20 protein-coding genes are annotated in these 16,204 nt (G+C 39.3%); 9 read left to right on the top strand and 11 right to left on the bottom strand.

Features of this window, described 5'->3' with window-relative positions; all coding sequences use genetic code 11:
• Positions 1-5: 5 nt before the first annotated feature.
• Complete coding sequence (pta, locus tag RGB74_RS00865; protein WP_310761107.1) at positions 6-977, bottom strand: phosphate acetyltransferase; 972 nt, start codon at positions 975-977, stop codon at positions 6-8.
• Positions 978-1,220: 243 nt separating this feature from the next.
• On the opposite strand from pta, the gene RGB74_RS00860 reads away from it, so the two are divergent.
• The 4 genes from RGB74_RS00860 to gerQ all read left to right on the top strand — a co-directional run bounded on the left by RGB74_RS00860 (position 1,221) and on the right by gerQ (position 4,029).
• Positions 1,221-2,000 carry a sporulation protein gene (locus tag RGB74_RS00860; protein WP_310761106.1) on the top strand — a complete coding sequence of 260 codons (780 nt, stop codon included), beginning with the start codon at positions 1,221-1,223 and terminating at the stop codon, positions 1,998-2,000.
• 78 nt (positions 2,001-2,078) lie between these two features.
• A complete protein-coding gene (gene hemQ / locus RGB74_RS00855; protein WP_310762954.1) occupies positions 2,079-2,822 on the top strand; it encodes a hydrogen peroxide-dependent heme synthase in 744 nt (247 codons plus the stop codon).
• Between the two features lie 271 nt (positions 2,823-3,093).
• A complete protein-coding gene (locus RGB74_RS00850; RefSeq protein ID WP_310761105.1) occupies positions 3,094-3,525 on the top strand; it encodes a cell wall hydrolase in 432 nt (143 codons plus the stop codon).
• A gap of 12 nt (positions 3,526-3,537) precedes the next feature.
• Entirely contained in the window at positions 3,538-4,029 is a 492-nt protein-coding gene (gene gerQ, locus RGB74_RS00845; protein WP_310761104.1) for a spore coat protein GerQ, read from the top strand.
• Positions 4,030-4,328: 299 nt separating this feature from the next.
• On the opposite strand, the gene RGB74_RS00840 is transcribed toward gerQ, so the two are convergent.
• Positions 4,329-4,700 (bottom strand): DUF423 domain-containing protein, encoded by a 372-nt coding sequence (locus RGB74_RS00840; protein WP_310761103.1) that lies wholly within the window; start codon positions 4,698-4,700, stop codon positions 4,329-4,331.
• 115 nt (positions 4,701-4,815) lie between these two features.
• Positions 4,816-5,043 (bottom strand): YvrJ family protein, encoded by a 228-nt coding sequence (locus RGB74_RS00835; RefSeq protein WP_310761102.1) that lies wholly within the window; start codon positions 5,041-5,043, stop codon positions 4,816-4,818.
• 213 nt (positions 5,044-5,256) lie between these two features.
• On the opposite strand from RGB74_RS00835, the gene RGB74_RS00830 reads away from it, so the two are divergent.
• Complete coding sequence (locus tag RGB74_RS00830; protein WP_310761101.1) at positions 5,257-5,427, top strand: hypothetical protein; 171 nt, start codon at positions 5,257-5,259, stop codon at positions 5,425-5,427.
• Between the two features lie 406 nt (positions 5,428-5,833).
• Here RGB74_RS00830 and RGB74_RS00825 read toward each other — a convergent pair whose 3' ends face one another.
• Both RGB74_RS00825 and RGB74_RS00820 read right to left on the bottom strand, forming a co-directional pair.
• On the bottom strand, positions 5,834-6,148 hold the full coding sequence (locus RGB74_RS00825) for a YwdI family protein (protein WP_310761100.1): 315 nt from the start codon (positions 6,146-6,148) through the stop codon (positions 5,834-5,836).
• Positions 6,149-6,554: 406 nt separating this feature from the next.
• Entirely contained in the window at positions 6,555-6,785 is a 231-nt protein-coding gene (locus RGB74_RS00820; protein WP_310761099.1) for a hypothetical protein, read from the bottom strand.
• Between the two features lie 360 nt (positions 6,786-7,145).
• Here RGB74_RS00820 and RGB74_RS00815 point away from each other — a divergent pair, with 360 nt between their 5' ends.
• Entirely contained in the window at positions 7,146-7,700 is a 555-nt protein-coding gene (locus RGB74_RS00815) for a beta-class carbonic anhydrase (protein ID WP_310761098.1), read from the top strand.
• A gap of 47 nt (positions 7,701-7,747) precedes the next feature.
• On the opposite strand, the gene RGB74_RS00810 is transcribed toward RGB74_RS00815, so the two are convergent.
• Complete coding sequence (locus RGB74_RS00810) at positions 7,748-9,349, bottom strand: bifunctional metallophosphatase/5'-nucleotidase (RefSeq protein WP_310761097.1); 1,602 nt, start codon at positions 9,347-9,349, stop codon at positions 7,748-7,750.
• Positions 9,350-9,586: 237 nt separating this feature from the next.
• On the opposite strand from RGB74_RS00810, the gene RGB74_RS00805 reads away from it, so the two are divergent.
• Entirely contained in the window at positions 9,587-9,937 is a 351-nt protein-coding gene (locus RGB74_RS00805) for a YflT domain-containing protein (RefSeq protein ID WP_310761096.1), read from the top strand.
• A gap of 166 nt (positions 9,938-10,103) precedes the next feature.
• Complete coding sequence (locus tag RGB74_RS00800; protein WP_310761095.1) at positions 10,104-11,315, top strand: NAD(P)/FAD-dependent oxidoreductase; 1,212 nt, start codon at positions 10,104-10,106, stop codon at positions 11,313-11,315.
• 241 nt (positions 11,316-11,556) lie between these two features.
• Here the strand turns inward: RGB74_RS00800 and RGB74_RS00795 are convergent, their stop codons facing one another.
• On the bottom strand, positions 11,557-12,354 hold the full coding sequence (locus RGB74_RS00795) for an alpha/beta fold hydrolase (RefSeq protein ID WP_310761094.1): 798 nt from the start codon (positions 12,352-12,354) through the stop codon (positions 11,557-11,559).
• A gap of 176 nt (positions 12,355-12,530) precedes the next feature.
• On the opposite strand from RGB74_RS00795, the gene RGB74_RS00790 reads away from it, so the two are divergent.
• Positions 12,531-13,028, top strand: coding sequence for a YajQ family cyclic di-GMP-binding protein (locus RGB74_RS00790; protein ID WP_310761093.1), 498 nt, complete (start codon positions 12,531-12,533; stop codon positions 13,026-13,028).
• Positions 13,029-13,065: 37 nt separating this feature from the next.
• Here the strand turns inward: RGB74_RS00790 and RGB74_RS00785 are convergent, their stop codons facing one another.
• From RGB74_RS00785 to RGB74_RS00770, 4 genes are all read right to left on the bottom strand, one after another.
• The gene (locus tag RGB74_RS00785; protein WP_310761092.1) at positions 13,066-13,290 is read right to left on the bottom strand and encodes a hypothetical protein; all 225 of its coding nucleotides are present in this window, start codon (positions 13,288-13,290) and stop codon (positions 13,066-13,068) included.
• Positions 13,291-13,413: 123 nt separating this feature from the next.
• Positions 13,414-13,788, bottom strand: coding sequence for an SLAP domain-containing protein (locus tag RGB74_RS00780; protein WP_310761091.1), 375 nt, complete (start codon positions 13,786-13,788; stop codon positions 13,414-13,416).
• Positions 13,789-13,984: 196 nt separating this feature from the next.
• Positions 13,985-14,533, bottom strand: a complete 549-nt coding sequence (locus tag RGB74_RS00775; RefSeq protein ID WP_310761090.1) for a hypothetical protein — start codon at positions 14,531-14,533, stop codon at positions 13,985-13,987.
• Between the two features lie 17 nt (positions 14,534-14,550).
• Positions 14,551-16,110 (bottom strand): bifunctional metallophosphatase/5'-nucleotidase, encoded by a 1,560-nt coding sequence (locus RGB74_RS00770; RefSeq protein WP_310762953.1) that lies wholly within the window; start codon positions 16,108-16,110, stop codon positions 14,551-14,553.
• Positions 16,111-16,204 lie beyond the last annotated feature (94 nt).

The following is a 16,204-nucleotide window of genomic DNA, read 5'->3' as shown; positions in this document are numbered from 1 at the left end:
GAGGTTTATAGTGCTTGCATTGCTGTAATCAGCGCTAGTTTATAAACATCTTCAGCGTTACATCCGCGTGATAAGTCGTTTACAGGCATGTTCAATCCTTGGAGGATCGGTCCGATCGCTTCAAATCCGCCAAGGCGCTGAACCATCTTGTAGCCGATGTTCCCTGTTTCTAAGCTCGGGAAGATAAACACGTTCGCCTCTCCTTTTAAAGGAGACTCAGGTGCTTTTTTGCTAGCAACCGACGGCACGAACGCTGCGTCGAATTGAAGTTCGCCATCAAACACAAAGTCAGGATTCATTCCTTTTAATACTTCAAGTGCTTCTACAACTTTTTCTGTCTCAGGAGATACAGCAGATCCTTTAGTCGAGAACGAAAGCAATGCTACTTTTGGATCGATTCCAAAAACACGGGCCGTTTCCGCACTCACCATAGCAGATTCTGCGAGATCTTGAGCTGACGGTGCAATATTGATCGCGCAATCTGCGAACACATATTTTTCATCGCCGCGAACCATTATGAACGCACCAGACGTTTTTTTCACGCCTTCTTTTGTTTTAATAATCTGAAGTGCAGGACGAACGGTATCAGCTGTTGAATGAGCCGCACCACTCACAAGTCCCTGTGCTTTTCCTGTATAAACTAGCATCGTTCCGAAATAGTTGCCATCAAGCAATACTTTGCGCGCTTGTTCTTCCGTTGTCTTTCCTTTACGTCGCTCGACAAGTGCCTCAACTAAAGCATCAAACTCCGTATACTCTGATGGGTTGATCACTTCAACTCCATCAAGAGAAACACCAGTTGAATTGGCTTTTGCCGTAACCTCTTCTTTGTTTCCGATTAGAATCGGCTTTAAGATTTTTTCTGCTGCCAGACGGCTAGTTGCCTCTAGAATTCTTTCATCTGTACCTTCTGGAAAAACGATCGTCGGGTTTTGCTGCTGAACTTTATTTTTCAAATCTATAAATAAATCGCTCATGATATCATCCTCCTAAATACTAATTTTTACGCTACATTTTGCATTCCCTATTAGAGTACTCCTTTTCTATTACCTTTTAAACCTACTGATACAGTTGTAAGCGCTGTATGCAAAAAGTTATTAAATTTTGAATTTTTAAACGCTAATCGTTATTCTCAGCTTATCGGATGAAATTTTTTACATACTTTGAATCTTTTCTTTTTTTCCATCGTAATGATTATCAGAAAATCCTGAGGAGGAATTATGATGTCGTTTGTAAACCGCATGTTAGCAAGTGTAGGAATTGGAGCAGCAAAAGTGGATACGATTTTAGAAAAAGATACGTACTCACCTGGTGAAAAAATTACCGGAACCATAAAGATTGAAGGCGGAAAAGTCGACCAAAACATCGATCACATTTCTTTGTATGTCATGACTGAATTTTATCGGGAAGTTGATGACAAAAAAATTCGTGATACCGCAGCGATCGCTAAAGAGAATGTAGCTTCCTCTCTCACTGTAAAAGCTGGCAGCTCTCAGGAAATCCCGTTTTCCCTAACGCTGCCTTATGATACACCCTATACACTGGGGGCTACTCCTGTTTGGATTAAGACCGGACTCGATATTCAAATGGCAGTTGACCCAACAGACAATGATCAGATTCGTGTACACCCTGACGCAGAAACATCTGCTATTTTTGAATCGATCGAACAGCTTGGGTTCCGTCTTCGCAAAGCATATTGCGGATCTGCACCAAGATACATGCGCCGCAGACTTCCGTTTTTGCAGGAGTTTGAGTACGTACCAACATCAGGTGCTTATGCAGGCAGACTCGATGAACTCGAAGTCATTTTAGTTCCACAGAACGATAGCATCGAACTATTCCTGGAGATCGACAAGCGCGGAAAAGGGTTGTTCGGCATGCTGGAAGAAGCGATGGATATGGACGAAAGAAAAGTCCGAATGACACTGACACGCGACGAACTTCGAAACACAGCGCATGTCCGCAATAAAATTGAGCAAACTCTCCGAACGTTCAGCTAATGTTCATTTTTTGATATGTCCCTATTGTGTTATATTGATAGGGACGTGTTAATTATGAGCAAGGAGTGGACATATACGATGAGTGAAGCAGCGATTACATTAGAAGGCTGGTATTGCCTGCACGATTTCCGTACGATGGATTGGGCCGCTTGGAAAACGCTTTCGAGTGATGCAAGAGAATATGCAATCAATGAGTTTTTAACTTTTCTTGAAAAATGGGAAAATGTAGAGGCAAACAAAGCTGGAAGTCATGCACTATACAGCATTGTCGGCCAAAAAGCTGATTTTATGATGATGCTTTTGCGTCCTACGATGGAAGAATTGAACGAAATCGAGAATGCATTCAACAAAACTGCTTTTGCACAATATACAGTAAAAGCTCATTCTTACGTTTCTGTAGTTGAACTAAGCACATACAATCCGCAAAATGAGAGCGGCGAAATGGATCCGATGATTAAAGCTCGTCTGTTCCCTGAACTGCCAAAGTGGAACCATGTTTGTTTCTATCCGATGGACAAGCGCCGTGACGGTGACGACAACTGGTATATGCTCTCGATGGAAGAACGCAAAAAGATGATGTACTCTCACGGTATGATCGGCCGCGGCTATGCAGGGAAAGTGAAGCAGATCATCACAGGATCAGTCGGCTTCGACGACTGGGAATGGGGCGTAACATTATTCGCGAACGATGTGCTTCAATTTAAAAAATTAGTTTACGAAATGCGCTTTGATGAAGTAAGTGCACGCTACGGCGAATTCGGATCTTTCTTCGTTGGGAACATCCTGAAAAAAGAAGCAGTGCCATCTTTCTTACAAGTGTAATTTAAATAAAAAATGTGAAGCCCTCAAAATAATTCCGATTATTTTGAGGGCTTTTTTTGTTCGTTTTTTTAAATGCGAGAGTAAATCTATGTGAAATAGAGCAAACCCGTAGTGCATTATGAGCAAACGGCTGCGGGAAATAAATTGTTAGGGGTCAGTCCCCTAATTTTTGCTTAGGTGGTCTAGTTTTCCAAAACGGCTCATACACATATATCGAATGTTCTGTTTCCCTGCTTGTACATCAAGACTTTCACATTGAGGGGGAAGAAATTTGGCAGTCATTAAAGCTACAAATAAAGATGTCAGCCTGCTTGCCCGATTAATAAGGGCTGAAGCGGAAGGAGAAGGAGACCTAGGGATGCTTCTCGTTGGAAATACAGGTGTTAACCGGATCCGCGGCAACTGTCTTGATTTCAAAAATATCCGGACGATGCAGCAGATGGTCTTTCAGAAACCTGGAGGATTTGAAGCCACCATTAAAGGTTATTTTTATCAAGGTGCTCGTGAGAATGAGAGAAGATTAGCAAGAAAAGTCATTAACGGTCAGCGTTTTAATCCCGCTCGCAATGCCTTATGGTTTTTTGATCCGAGCGGTGCATGTCCACCCAAATGGTACAATCAGCCGCATTCTGGAAGCTTTAAAGCTCACTGTTTTTATCAGCCGAAACAAAGTGATTGTCCTTCCGTTTTTAGTACCTTTTAAGGAGGTTTATTGATGAGCTATTATAATCCGTATAATCAGAATTACAGAGTGCAAAATGGTATGGGAACGATGGGCCAAATGGGAGGGATGGGCTCCATGGCCGGAATGGGAGTACCTTTAGATATGGCACAAACCCAGCAAGCACCTGGTATGGGTGGAGCCCCGCTTGCCGATATCGGAGCACCTGGCCAGCTGCCTATCGAGCAGTCGTATATCGAAAACATTTTACGTATGAACAAAGGTAAAGTTGCAACCGTTTATATGACGTTCGAGAACAACGAAAAATGGAACGCAAAAGTATTTAAAGGAATCATTGAGGCAGCCGGACGCGACCACATCATTTTAAGTGATCCTCAAACGGGAAAACGATATTTACTATTAATGGTTTACGTAAACTATGTAACGTTTGATGAAGAAATCAATTATAGCTATCCATACAACGGAACACAGCAGCAACAGCAAGGCGGACAATCCGGCCAGATGGCACAATATAGCCCTCGCTGATAAAATCTTTCTTTGTCTAGGTTAGACAGCAATCATACAAAGAGGTTCCTTTCTTTTAGGTAAAGCAACTCTGCCTATTTGGAGGACCTTTTTTCTATTGTTTGATATTGCTCCGTTTACGGTATGTGTTTTTTTATTTTATTACACGTTCGCACACAAAAATCCCCTATTCACTCTCAAAATATCAATGATCACTCACATGCTGATTTTAAGACTTCCAACACAAAAAAAAGAAGCCAAAAACGTGATTTGGCCTCATATTATTAGATTTTTATGATGAAAACATCTGATTCAATTCTTTAAGCTTTTACAACCGAGATAATGAGCAAAATCCAGCCTACAATAAATGCCAGACCTCCTAGTGGTGTGATCGGACCGAAAAATTTCATCCCTGTGTTGGATAGCGCGTATAGACTGCCTGAAAACAAAAGGATTCCGATAAAAAACGACCAACCCGCTCCGTTTAAAAGGGTTGACGCTGGCCATTTCCCAAGCAGCACACCTACTGCCAATAAAGCTAAAGCATGATACATATGATATTGAACACCAGTCTGATAGACGTGCAGCATGTTGCGCTCAGTTAACTTCGCTTCTAAAGCATGTGCCCCAAATGCCCCTAAAATGACAGCGAGCATCGCATTAATGGCTCCTAAAATTAGAAAAAGCTTCATAGTTCCACTCCTGTTTTTCTTTTATCTTACCATTGAAAACCTAGAATCAAAAGCATGCCACAGGATTGTCAAATAAAATTGGCGGACGGCTTGTCCATGATAAAAAAGGCGAACGCTATCTTTTTTTCAGATCACGCTCGCTGTCCAAAACACGGACATATTGATCAATCTTTCGTTCTAGTTCTTCTTTTTCGACCAGTTCTTCATGCAGCTCGCGAATAATCCCCTCTAAGCTTTGAATCCGCTTTTCAAATTGAACGAGCAAATACCCTGCAATAACAATAGGAAAGCCCACATTACCGAGGAGATTTACTAAGTTCAGCCATTCATTTGCTTGATTCATTTCTGATTCACCCCTCTATTTTTATCGAACATATGTTCGTTTTATGTTCGTAAAAATAGTATAAAACGATGGAGGAAAATTTACCATCATTCCTTTTACATATTTTAAAATTGAATCCTTTGACCCATACAAATAGTGGTTTAAAACTTACTTTTAAGTGGAAATAAACAAACTAAGACAGAATCAGAAACTTCAAAAGGAGGATCACACAATATGGAACTCTTTACTACGATGATATATACAATTCTAGGATTAGCTGCTCTTAGTTTAATAGCAACCGCTACTGCAGTTTACTTTTCTAATAAAAAATTGAACGAAAAGATTGAAATCGAAAAACTTAGAGATGAAAGAATGGAAAACAGAAACAGTTACCTTTCGATCTAAAAGCGCCTATATTGGCGCTTTTTTTATTTTCGAGTAGTTGAATTAGTGCAAAGGGGTCAGATGTTGTCGACTCGTGGATATTTAATCAAAAAGTGTGGCAATCTCGAGAAAAAGTGTGGGATTCCTCATGAAATTTCCTGGTATAACCCTATTTAATCTGAATATCACTTATCGAGAACAAAATTTGTTAATCGAATCAGCCTTAATTCCTCTGAAGTAAACACAATTCTGGCGACAGAGTCCCTAACCTAACAAAAATGAGCTTCCATCAAACAAAAAACCATCCATACATAAAAAATGCCCTCCCCCGAGAATGGCACTGGCTACAAAAGGCATTCCAAATGAAAAAAGACTGTCCGAAAGTATCTTTCACTTTGGACCAGTCTTCTTTTTTCTCAAACCCTTTTTAAAAATCAAAAATAGAATCGCCATTTCCGTCTTCTTCTTCATTAGTTTGATCTTCCATATCAAAATCCATCATGGATTTTTTCGGTTTTGCAGAAGTAGCTGTTATCATGCTTTTTGGCTTTTGTACTGGATAGCCAGGAACCCATTCTTTCACTTCCAGATGATCCTCAACACCCGCTTCCAGCATTAATTCACATAAAGCTTGAATTGCTGAAACGTGCTCGCGTAACTTTGGAGAGTTTTCTCCGAGCCGCTTGATCTCCGTGACGTGTTTTTCTATTTTTTTTGCAAACTGTCCAACAGGTATATTCATCTTCCAATCACCACGACTATCTTTTTTTCCTATTCTACCAAACACGATTCAATAAAGAAAACTTGTTTGACACTAATTTTTTATAGTGTCAGCCTTAGTTGCATTTATACTTTATTCCTTTACTTATCACTGAGCAGATAACCACCCTGGTAACAAGCTAAAGTGTAAAAAAATTTGCTAATAATATTCGTATCATGAAACGAAAATAACGCAAAGAAGACAGCTCTCCTAATAGCTGCCTTCTCCCTCCAATATCCGCACATTAACCCCATTAACCAGCACGCTTCCGGTGATCCAGGCCGCAAGCAAGCGCAAGTGAATGTTTTTTATAAAGCTCGTTATCGGTAATAGAAATCCCCCTTTTAATGAAATTTATTTTTCTCAACAAATACACACATATGTTTAGTTACGACGTATCAATCCAGCTGAACATCTGCTTATTTTGGGTACGCTTAACTGCCAAAGCAAAATCTATGACCTTCTCGTTCTTTTCCTGCTTGCCACTCTTGGGAGACACCTTTTTTCCTGCCGCTGGAACAGCATGTCCTGATTTAGGCGCAGAAATTAAGAGAAGATGATTTTTCATAACAGACCCTACTAATAAAAGCATCCATAGAACGTACGTCATAACCTCCATTGCCCCTACCCCTTTCAATTTTAAAAAATAAAAGTTAAAAGTCCAGATCTATTTAAAACCTACTGGCAAGCCTTTAAATTTCTTCCCCCTTTCGAACTTACCAATTTATGTGGTGTTAAGTGTGATTATACGTACCTTATGGTAAAATGTTTGTCACAATCTCGTTTTCTTTTAAAGTTTCTATCAACAAAAAGACAGGTTTACAAACAAAATACTGCAGATTGAGCACACTCTTTTGTATAATGGGATAATAGTCAGTGAATAAGTTAGCGAGTTCAGGCTTATTATGAAAGAAAAAGACGCATGTTTTAATACCATTTTATTTGTAGAAGATATTCTGTAGAAAAGCGGAGGAAAATCATGTCCATACTGAACGAAATATTAGAATATAATCACCAATTTGTTGAAAACAAAGAATACGAACCTTTCTCAACGACGAAATTTCCGGATAAAGGCCTCGTAATTGTATCTTGCATGGATACGCGATTAACTCAACTATTGCCAAATGCGATGAACATTAAAAACGGAGATGTGAAAATTGTAAAATCTGCCGGAGCCGTCATCTCGCATCCGTTCGGCTCGATTATGAGAAGTATCTTAGTTGCCATTTATGAGCTTAAGGCTGAAGAGATCTGTGTTATCGGACATTATGATTGCGGGATGAGCAGTGTTGATCCTGACAAATTCGTGGCTAAAATGAAAGATCGCGGAATTAGCGATGACACGCTCGATACACTGAAATATTCTGGACTCGACCTAAATAACTGGTTAAAAGGATTTGACAATGTCAGTGATTCTGTACAAAAAAGTGTTGATCTAGTAAGAAATCACCCGCTCCTTCCTAAGGGAGTTCTCGTGCACGGGCTTGTTATCGATCCTTCAACAGGTAAGCTGGATGTTGTAGATAAAGGCTGAAAATAAAAAAAGGCAAAGCAGAATCTTCCGCTTTGCTTTTTTTCTTATTATTGATTGATTTTGGTAATACGGCCTTCAACAGCTCCTGTTACTTCTTCACGATTCTTAAAGTAGTTTACAAGTGCATCGAGGTCAGTCACATTGATTGTTTGATTTTTTCCTTCTAATAAAACCGTGTAGCCGTCACCGCCGCCAGCCATGAAGTTGTTCACCGTTAGAGTATACTCAGTACCAGACTCAATTGGTGTTCCATCTGTCTTTGTCATTGAAACTGTGCGTTCTCCTACAGGCTTAGCCATATCATAAACCGCTTTAAGTCCAGAAATCTGAAGAATTTTTTCTTCGCCTGTAGACCATTGTGATTCTAGCAAGGTCTTTATTTGTGCGCCTGTTAACGACATCGTTACGAGGTCATTTCCGAATGGCTGAACTGTAAACAACTCACCCCAAGTTACATCGCCAGGTTCAATAACGGCGCGGATTCCTCCTGGATTCATGAAAGCAAAATCCGTTCCGGTCTGTTCCGTCATGGAATCAGCGATAATGTTTCCAAGTACCGTTTCTCCATTATAAGAGCCTTCACCAGATAAAAGTACCGGAGCTTTCCCTACCACTTCATTAATGATTGGCGCTACTTGCTCTACTGCTTTATTAATGATCGCCGAAACGTTTGCATCCGGTGTCACACCATTTTGATAGGTTGTTACGATTTCTGCTTTTTTCTCAACGATATCTTTTGTACGGCGGTCAATCTTCAAATCTACATCTGAAAAAGCTGTTCCGTAAGAATACGACTCTACTAAAAGTTTCCCGTCTACGATTGCATTAGCACTTCTATGGTTGTGTCCGCCAAACATGACATCAATCTCATCATCAACACCATTTGCCATATCGACTAATTCGCCTGACACTTCATCTCCATTTTGATCAATCGGGTTATGAGCAAGAACGACCATTGCTTTAACACCTTTATGTTTAAGTTCATTTGCTGCTTTATTAATAGCTTCCGTTTCATCCGTAAACTCTACTCCAGCTGTTCCGCTTGGTGTTACGATATCAGGTGTATCCGAATAAACGACTCCGATAAATCCGATTTTTACACCTTTCACCTTTTTAATTACGTACGGAGGCAAGATCGGCTTCTTCGTTTCTTTATCCACAACATTCGCTGCAACATAAGGGAAATCAGCACCTTCAAAGTAACCTGTTTTCGGATTCGATCCACCATAGATCAAGCGCTTTAATTCATCAACGCCTTCATCAAATTCATGGTTTCCTAGAGTTCCTACATCAAAGCCAATCTCGTTCATGATCTCAACAGTCGGTTCATCCTGCAATAATGCAGAAGAAGGCGTACTCGCCCCTACCATATCACCAGCGTGAACAATTAATGTATTTTCATTTTCTGTTTCTCTTTGTTTTAAATAAGCCGCTAAGTAGTCAGCTCGTCCCACTGCCTGTCCAGCTACTTTTCTAGTAACATCAATCTGTCCATGAAAATCATTCACACCCAATAGCTGTACATTTAAGTAATGATTTCCTGTGTGTTTTGGTTTGTGCTCATGATGTGTTTGTCCCTCTGCGTTCACCACTGATCCCCATGGTGTTAACGCCAATGATAACGCTAAAGCTGTTAACGTTTTTTTCATTTTCCCTACTCCCCTATCATTTTAATAAAATCACAAACTCACAATTTCCATTATATAGTCTCTTTTTGCTGATCCATGTAAATTTATTGTGGTTTTTATGTAAAAGAGGAATAAATTACTATGAAAATTAAGACTTTTCTCAAAAATAGTTCTATTCTCATATTCGCAAAGATGTTTAGAAAATAACGATTCAGTGAATACATACTATAACTTCTTATAAAGGAGAGGATCTAACGAATGGGTAAACCAGTAGTACATGAATTTAAATCTCAACAAGAATTGATTGCTGCGGCAACTGATTTAAAAGCGAAAGGTATTCATGAAGACGATCTCTATGTTCTTTCACACGAAAGAGATGACACTCGTGATCTTGCGGATGACGCAGATGTAAACACGATTGGCTTAAAAGAAGAAGGTCTTGGAACGGCGATTTCCAATGTATTTGAGTCCCGGGGTGATGAACTCCGCAAAAAAATGACGGAGATGGGATTATCCGATGTTGAAGCAGATCAATACGAGAAAAAATTGGACATGGGTAAAATCCTGTTGATTGTTCAAGATGGTGACAGAGTTACAAGCATTCCATAAGCTTAAAAACAGAAAGAGCCGCGGAACCCTTACTGCAAAAGGGTTGGCGGCTCTTTTTTTGCTTTTACACTCGATAATTACCATTAATTTAATAAAAATACTATGGTCATCCTAGTTTCTGCACCGGTATTACGGGGAATGAATAGAGGACTAGGAGGAATGAAATATGAATTTGCACAACGGTAACCTATTTTGGCCTACCACATATAGCAATGAAACCCAATACCCAATACTCGATGAAAATATAAACTGTGATTGTTTAATAGTCGGCGGAGGAATGTCCGGAGCGTTGTGCGCTTATCTTTTAAGTAAAGAAACGGATCTCAATGTAGCTTTGATTGATAGAAGATCCCCTGGCTGCGGAAGCTCATCTGCTAATACAGGCCTCCTTCAATTTTCAAGTGATAAAATGCTTCATGAACTTATTGACGAAATCGGCGAACAAGATGCCGTTTATTTTTATAAACTTTGTCAAGAAGCACTCGAACAGCTAACAGATGCTGCTAATGACCTTTCAGAAGATGCAGAATTCAGACCCAGCAAGAGTCTCTATTATGCAAGCACCAGTGAAGACATCCCAAAACTCGTAAAAGAATATGAAGCATTAAAAAAATATGATTTTCCCGTAGAGTTCTATGAACCCGAAGATATCGCCTCCCGCTTTCCCTTTTCAAAAAGGGCAGCTCTTGTAACAAGCGGTGATGCTGATGTTAATCCTTATAAATTTGTTCAGCTGCTTCTAAAAAAAGCTGCAGAAGCTGGTGTAAAAATATATGAACAGACCCCTTTAATCCGGAAAACGAAAAATGTTCATGGCTTCAACTGTGAATCAGAAAAAGGAACCATTCAAGCCCGAAATATCATTTTCGCAACGGGTTATGAAAATGATTTCCTCGCACAGCAATTAGGAGCAGATCTTAACCGCTCTTATGCCATTGCGACAAAGCCTCTTTCCTTAGAATCCTGGTACAAAGAATGGATGATTTGGGAAACTAAGCGCCCCTACTTGTACATGAGAACAACAAAAGACGGAAGAATTGTTGCTGGCGGATTAGATGAAGAAAAATCAGAAGCGCCATTAAATGAAGAGATTATTGCTGAGCGTGGAGAACGTTTGATCCAAAAAATCAAAGAACATTTTCCAGATCTAAATCCTGAACTATCCCATTCATGGTGTGCCACATTTGGTGAATCCCATGATGGAATGCCTTATATCGGTGAACATCCAAACCGGCTCGGTGAATATTATTGTTTAGGATTTGGCGGAAACGGAACTGTCTATAGCATGATGGGAGCTCAGATCATAAGGGACATGATCACAAAAGGTTTTCATCCTGCTTCCCGCCTTTTCACAATCGCTCGTGCGGTAAGCTTGTAAATAACCTCCCCTGTTCCGGACGATAGGAACGGGGGTTTTGTGATGTAAATTGGTTGTTCAACCATTAATTTTGTATTTACTCACACTTTTTTCCTGATTCCTACAATTCCGAAAGAGAATTCCACCTTTTAAACGAGAATCCCACAATTTTTCTCCATAAAATCTCGAACCGACATCCCTCGACATGAATCTTTCTCACTCAAAAAAGCCCCTGAAAAGACAGGGACCTCATTCGATCGTTTTATGAAGCAGTCGGTGCTGCTTTTATTTGTTTTTGAATAAATTGAATGGATTTTTTATTAAAAATCTCTGGCTGATCCACATTACAAACATGACCGCAATCTTTAATCGTCATCAAGTTAGAATGCTTTTTATTACCAATAAACGCTTGGATCGGCGGTAAAAACATATAATCTTCCTCACCCATGATATATAGCGTCGGAATCGGTATTTCTTTCTTTCGCAACGTTTGTAAAAACGGATTGATTTTCAGCGTTAGCTTAAACCAGCGTTTGAATTCGTTCTGACATAACTTTTTTGCTTCCCCAATAAAAAGGGAGCGAGATGCTTCATGTCTTTTCTTCGGCATGATTACCCAGGCAAATAAACTATACAGCCACATATAAGGTATAAATGACTTGCATAGGTTTCCGACCGCAATCAAAAATTGTGAACGGAAATTCATCTTCGTTACTGCCCCGCCAAGTGTCATGGATGCTACACGTTCAGGGTGATGTTCTGCAATCGTCTGAATCAAAATCGTTCCAAGCGAGATACCCACAAAGTGCGCTTGTTTAATCTTCAGATAATCCATAACTTCAATAACGTCCATACTTACTTCTTTAAACGAATATTTTTTCAGCAGAAATTTATCTGATTTCGATTTTCCGTGTCCTCTTAGATCAACAAGCAATATATTAAAGTGCTGCTTAAATTCTTTTAATTGTTTATACCAAATGGATGAACTGCCCCCTGCTCCATGGACAAAAATCACCCATTGATGATTTTTTTCGTGTTTATATGTCTTGTAATGAAGCAATCAGTATTCCTCCTAGTTGACAAGCATCTGTGAAATTCCAGCCTTCATTTTATCATAAAATTTTAAGTTTTGTACGCAATTCTCCGAGAAAGAATGTGGACAAACTGGAAACAGAACTCGATAGTCTTTATACTATAATTATATTAACGTATACAACGCTAGGAGGTTTCAAAAAAATGAGTAAAGAAAGCTCTTTTGATATTGTTTCACAAGTAGATTTATCTGAAGTGGACAATGCCATCAATATTGCAACAAAAGAAATCACAACACGCTACGATTTTAAAGGCAGCAAAAGTGAAATTTCACTTGATAAATCCAGTGAAGAACTTGTTTTAGTGTCAGATGATGAGTACAAACTCGAGCAGCTGAAAGATGTATTAATTACAAAGCTAATCAAGCGCGGTGTTCCTACGAAAAATCTGGATTACGGCAAGATCGAGCAAGCTTCAGGCGGTACTGTCCGTCAGCGAGCGAAACTCGTAACAGGAATTGATAAAGACAACGCTAAAAAAATTAACACACTTATTAAAAATTCCGGTCTAAAAGTTAAAAGCCAGATTCAAGATGATCAAATCCGTGTTACCGGTAAAAACAGAGACGACCTTCAGCAAATCATCTCTGCCGTTCGTGAAGCAAACCTTCCGATCGAAGTGCAATTTATCAACTACCGCTAAAATCAACAAAAAAGCCTCTCATCTAATGGAGGCTTTTTTATATGGATTTTTTTTGATCGGGTGACTGCAATAGTTTCGACTGTTCCAGCTCAAGTCTCATCTTTTGTGTCTCAATAACATAATTGTCATGTTTCAACCGTTCTAACTCTAGTTCATCTTTAATCATTTTATGCTTAAGCTTAGTCTGAGATTGAAAATGACTCGTAATAATAGCGACTAACGGTATCGAGAAAATCATGATGACTGAGATTATTCCTGTCATACTGCTCCCCCTTAACGATAATTAGAATAAAAAACTTACCTAATATACCAATAATAACAAATATATACAGTTAAATATAGAAAAAGAAACCTGCTAATTATATTGATTTAACAGGTAATTCAATCATTTAAATCTCAATTCCCCAGAATCTCCCGTAGGTTTTTCTCCTAAAAAATCTTCAGAGAAAATAAATGTCCATGGCATACTCGTTTGTCCGGGAATTTCTAATGTATAGGCTGAATCTAATTTTGCCAAAATCTTTCCACTCTCTGCATATTCTACTTTTTGATTCCAAAGAGTAAAAGGTTCATTTGAATAATTATTAACTAATACGGTGACTAAGAATTCTTGTTTATGGTTGAAAGCAGTTTTTAATATGACAGCTGTTCGGCATTCTTTTTGATCATGGTTCAAATCAGAAAAAATCTCTTGAATTTCCAGTCTATCTTTTTCTGCTATTGCTTTGTCCCAAGCTTGCTCAAATACTAATTTTTGCATAGCTCATCACCTCTTGGCTACATCATAACATAATCTGACACATGAATTATTTTGGCACACAATCTCATAAAGAAACTTGGCTGACACCAAGCCTTTTACGTCAGCCTTAGTTGCACTTTTACTATCGACTTTGACTTGATACTGCCTTATACTTTCTGATAGAGTAAAGCAAAAAAAGCCGATCATGTCAGCTTTTTTATTCTTCATATATGGAGCTAGCCGCTTTCAGAAGTTTTTCTTTTTCCTTCTTGGTGTCAGACCCTTCTTTAATTAGATACTCCATTTTATGATACAATCCATCTTCTTCCCATATTAATATTGGAAGATCACGGTTTCCGGAAAAATAAGCTTTCGTGCCGTTTTCTAACTCTACTTTTTCTTTCGATGCTTCTTCATCCCCTTGAGGCAGGAAATTTGAGATGCGGTAAGCCAAGTACACATTCTTCCCCTCTTGTCTTGGAAAAAAGACAGTATCGAGCAGAATGTTTCTCTTTTCTCCCCAATCGGAAATTTGATAAGTTGTCAGCACCACTTTAAAAGGAAGCTTTTTCGGCAATTTCATTGAAAAAGGAAGCGCCTTGTCTGCGACCTCTTTTGATACAGGCTCATAATACCTCGGATATTTGCCTTTTGCGTGATCCTGAAGCTTTAACTTTTTATCGTTTAATGTTCCTTCCGAATTGCTTTGACAACCTACAAGAAAGACTATCGCTAAGAAAAAAAGAATCAGACTTTTCCTGTTCAATCGCCCCACCCATTCTTTTATTTATTAGTGGAAGATGGTACTATCACTTTCCAGTTGTCATCACATGCTGCCTTTATCTTGCCTCGTTTTAACAAATAATTCGCCATTAATTCTGAAACATCAGTCGAGAGATCTTTTATGACGGGTTTTCCTTTAAACATCTGATAATCTCCGCCGCCGCCTGCCCGGTAATTGTTCATGACAACACGATAAGTTTCTGTGCCTGTCACTTCTTTCCCTTTATAAGACAGTTCAACGATCCTTTCACCGAAAGGCTTTGATAAATCGATCGTGTAGTGGATGCCCTCCCACATATCGTAATTGTAATGCTGTGGCTTTGGAACCGAAAAATCTGGGTTGACTGTGACTTCTCCAGTTTCTGTAAGTACAAAATAAGAAGCGGAGCGCTCTAATGCTTCCCTCATGTCTTTGCCTGTTATCTCAACCACTTTTAAGGTGTTTGGATAAATGTAATTGGACACGATATCGCGCATCGTTACATGACTGCCGAACCCTTTTGACCGGTTATCAAACAAGGCCGTGCTCGATATATCTACACCGGCTGCATCCATCTGTACTTTGTTAATGAACTCAATCAGCGGATTATCCCTTAATCGGGTTTCCATCGGATTTGTAATTTCCATATTACCTTCTATAAATCCAATCGGCTGATCCAGCCATGTTTGTGTTTTTGCCTCATAGGGTGCTATTAAATCCATGATTTTCTTATCTGGCTCATAACCTTCCGTAGAAAGCAGACTTGATTTCTTTTCAATCACTTTCCATGATGCATTCTCGCTTGTTATTTTTAATTCTACATAACCCACATCAGTTCCTTGTGTACCTGGCTGGACCACCGTAACACCGTTAACTTCAAAATCCTCGATCAAACGATGCTGATGTCCAGTCAAAAGGACGTCGATTCCTTCAACTTCCATACATAACTGGTAGCCTTGATTTTCACCGGTCAACGTTTCAGTCGGTTCCCCTGTCACTAAATCCCTCTCAAAACCGCCATGATAAGAGACGATAATCAAGTCTGCTTTCTCTTTTAAAACAGGAATCCATTTCTTTGCCGTTTCAACTGCATCTAAAAACTGAATCCCTTCAATATGCTCAGGATTTTCCCAGTTCGGGATATAATGGGTCGTTAAACCGAGCACACCCACCTTTAATCCGTTCTCGAAAGTTTTAACGAAGTAAGGCAGTCCAAAAACCGGCTCTCCTGATTTTTGCCAAACGATATTCGCAGACAGCCATGGAAAACGGGATTGCTCTACCGTTTCCTTCAGCAGCGGAAATCCATAATTGAACTCATGGTTGCCGATCACTGCGCCATCGTAATCGAGCTCATTTAGCAAAAGAATCATCGGGTTCGGCAATTCACTGTCCAGTCTTGCGTAATGATAGGTTAGCGGTGTGCCTTGAATCAAGTCTCCGTTATCTATCACTAAACAATTTTGATTCTTCTTTTTTTCTTCTTTTAATAAGGAAGCTGCTTTCGCAAGACCCAATTCAGCTTCTGCATTATTTCCATATGTTAATGGAAGTACGTTTCCATGTACATCACTCGTCATATAAATATGTATCGACTGTTCCACAAAAAATCCCCCTGCTTTCTCTTATCCTCTTATGTCAATTATACTAGTTTCCTATTGTTTTCTCCTTTAC

The organism is Bacillus sp. NEB1478, assembly GCF_031582965.1.
Taxonomy (GTDB): domain Bacteria; phylum Bacillota; class Bacilli; order Bacillales; family Fictibacillaceae; genus Fictibacillus.
The sequence above is the reverse complement of the archived record's forward strand: the minus strand, read 5'-3'. Positions and strand labels throughout refer to the sequence as shown.

Excerpts from the sequence above, each read along its gene's own strand:
- pta (WP_310761107.1), bottom strand. The coding sequence starts at position 977 with ATGAGCGATTTATTTATAGATTTGAAAAATAAAGTTCAGCAGCAAAAC.
- RGB74_RS00860 (WP_310761106.1), top strand. The coding sequence starts at position 1,221 with ATGATGTCGTTTGTAAACCGCATGTTAGCAAGTGTAGGAATTGGAGCA.
- hemQ (WP_310762954.1), top strand. The coding sequence starts at position 2,079 with ATGAGTGAAGCAGCGATTACATTAGAAGGCTGGTATTGCCTGCACGAT.
- gerQ (WP_310761104.1), top strand. The coding sequence starts at position 3,538 with ATGAGCTATTATAATCCGTATAATCAGAATTACAGAGTGCAAAATGGT.
- RGB74_RS00840 (WP_310761103.1), bottom strand. The coding sequence starts at position 4,700 with ATGAAGCTTTTTCTAATTTTAGGAGCCATTAATGCGATGCTCGCTGTC.
- RGB74_RS00835 (WP_310761102.1), bottom strand. The coding sequence starts at position 5,043 with ATGAATCAAGCAAATGAATGGCTGAACTTAGTAAATCTCCTCGGTAAT.
- RGB74_RS00830 (WP_310761101.1), top strand. The coding sequence starts at position 5,257 with ATGGAACTCTTTACTACGATGATATATACAATTCTAGGATTAGCTGCT.
- RGB74_RS00825 (WP_310761100.1), bottom strand. The coding sequence starts at position 6,148 with ATGAATATACCTGTTGGACAGTTTGCAAAAAAAATAGAAAAACACGTC.
- RGB74_RS00820 (WP_310761099.1), bottom strand. The coding sequence starts at position 6,785 with ATGGAGGTTATGACGTACGTTCTATGGATGCTTTTATTAGTAGGGTCT.
- RGB74_RS00815 (WP_310761098.1), top strand. The coding sequence starts at position 7,146 with ATGTCCATACTGAACGAAATATTAGAATATAATCACCAATTTGTTGAA.
- RGB74_RS00810 (WP_310761097.1), bottom strand. The coding sequence starts at position 9,349 with ATGAAAAAAACGTTAACAGCTTTAGCGTTATCATTGGCGTTAACACCA.
- RGB74_RS00805 (WP_310761096.1), top strand. The coding sequence starts at position 9,587 with ATGGGTAAACCAGTAGTACATGAATTTAAATCTCAACAAGAATTGATT.
- RGB74_RS00800 (WP_310761095.1), top strand. The coding sequence starts at position 10,104 with ATGAATTTGCACAACGGTAACCTATTTTGGCCTACCACATATAGCAAT.
- RGB74_RS00790 (WP_310761093.1), top strand. The coding sequence starts at position 12,531 with ATGAGTAAAGAAAGCTCTTTTGATATTGTTTCACAAGTAGATTTATCT.
- RGB74_RS00785 (WP_310761092.1), bottom strand. The coding sequence starts at position 13,290 with ATGACAGGAATAATCTCAGTCATCATGATTTTCTCGATACCGTTAGTC.
- RGB74_RS00780 (WP_310761091.1), bottom strand. The coding sequence starts at position 13,788 with ATGCAAAAATTAGTATTTGAGCAAGCTTGGGACAAAGCAATAGCAGAA.
- RGB74_RS00770 (WP_310762953.1), bottom strand. The coding sequence starts at position 16,110 with ATGACGAGTGATGTACATGGAAACGTACTTCCATTAACATATGGAAAT.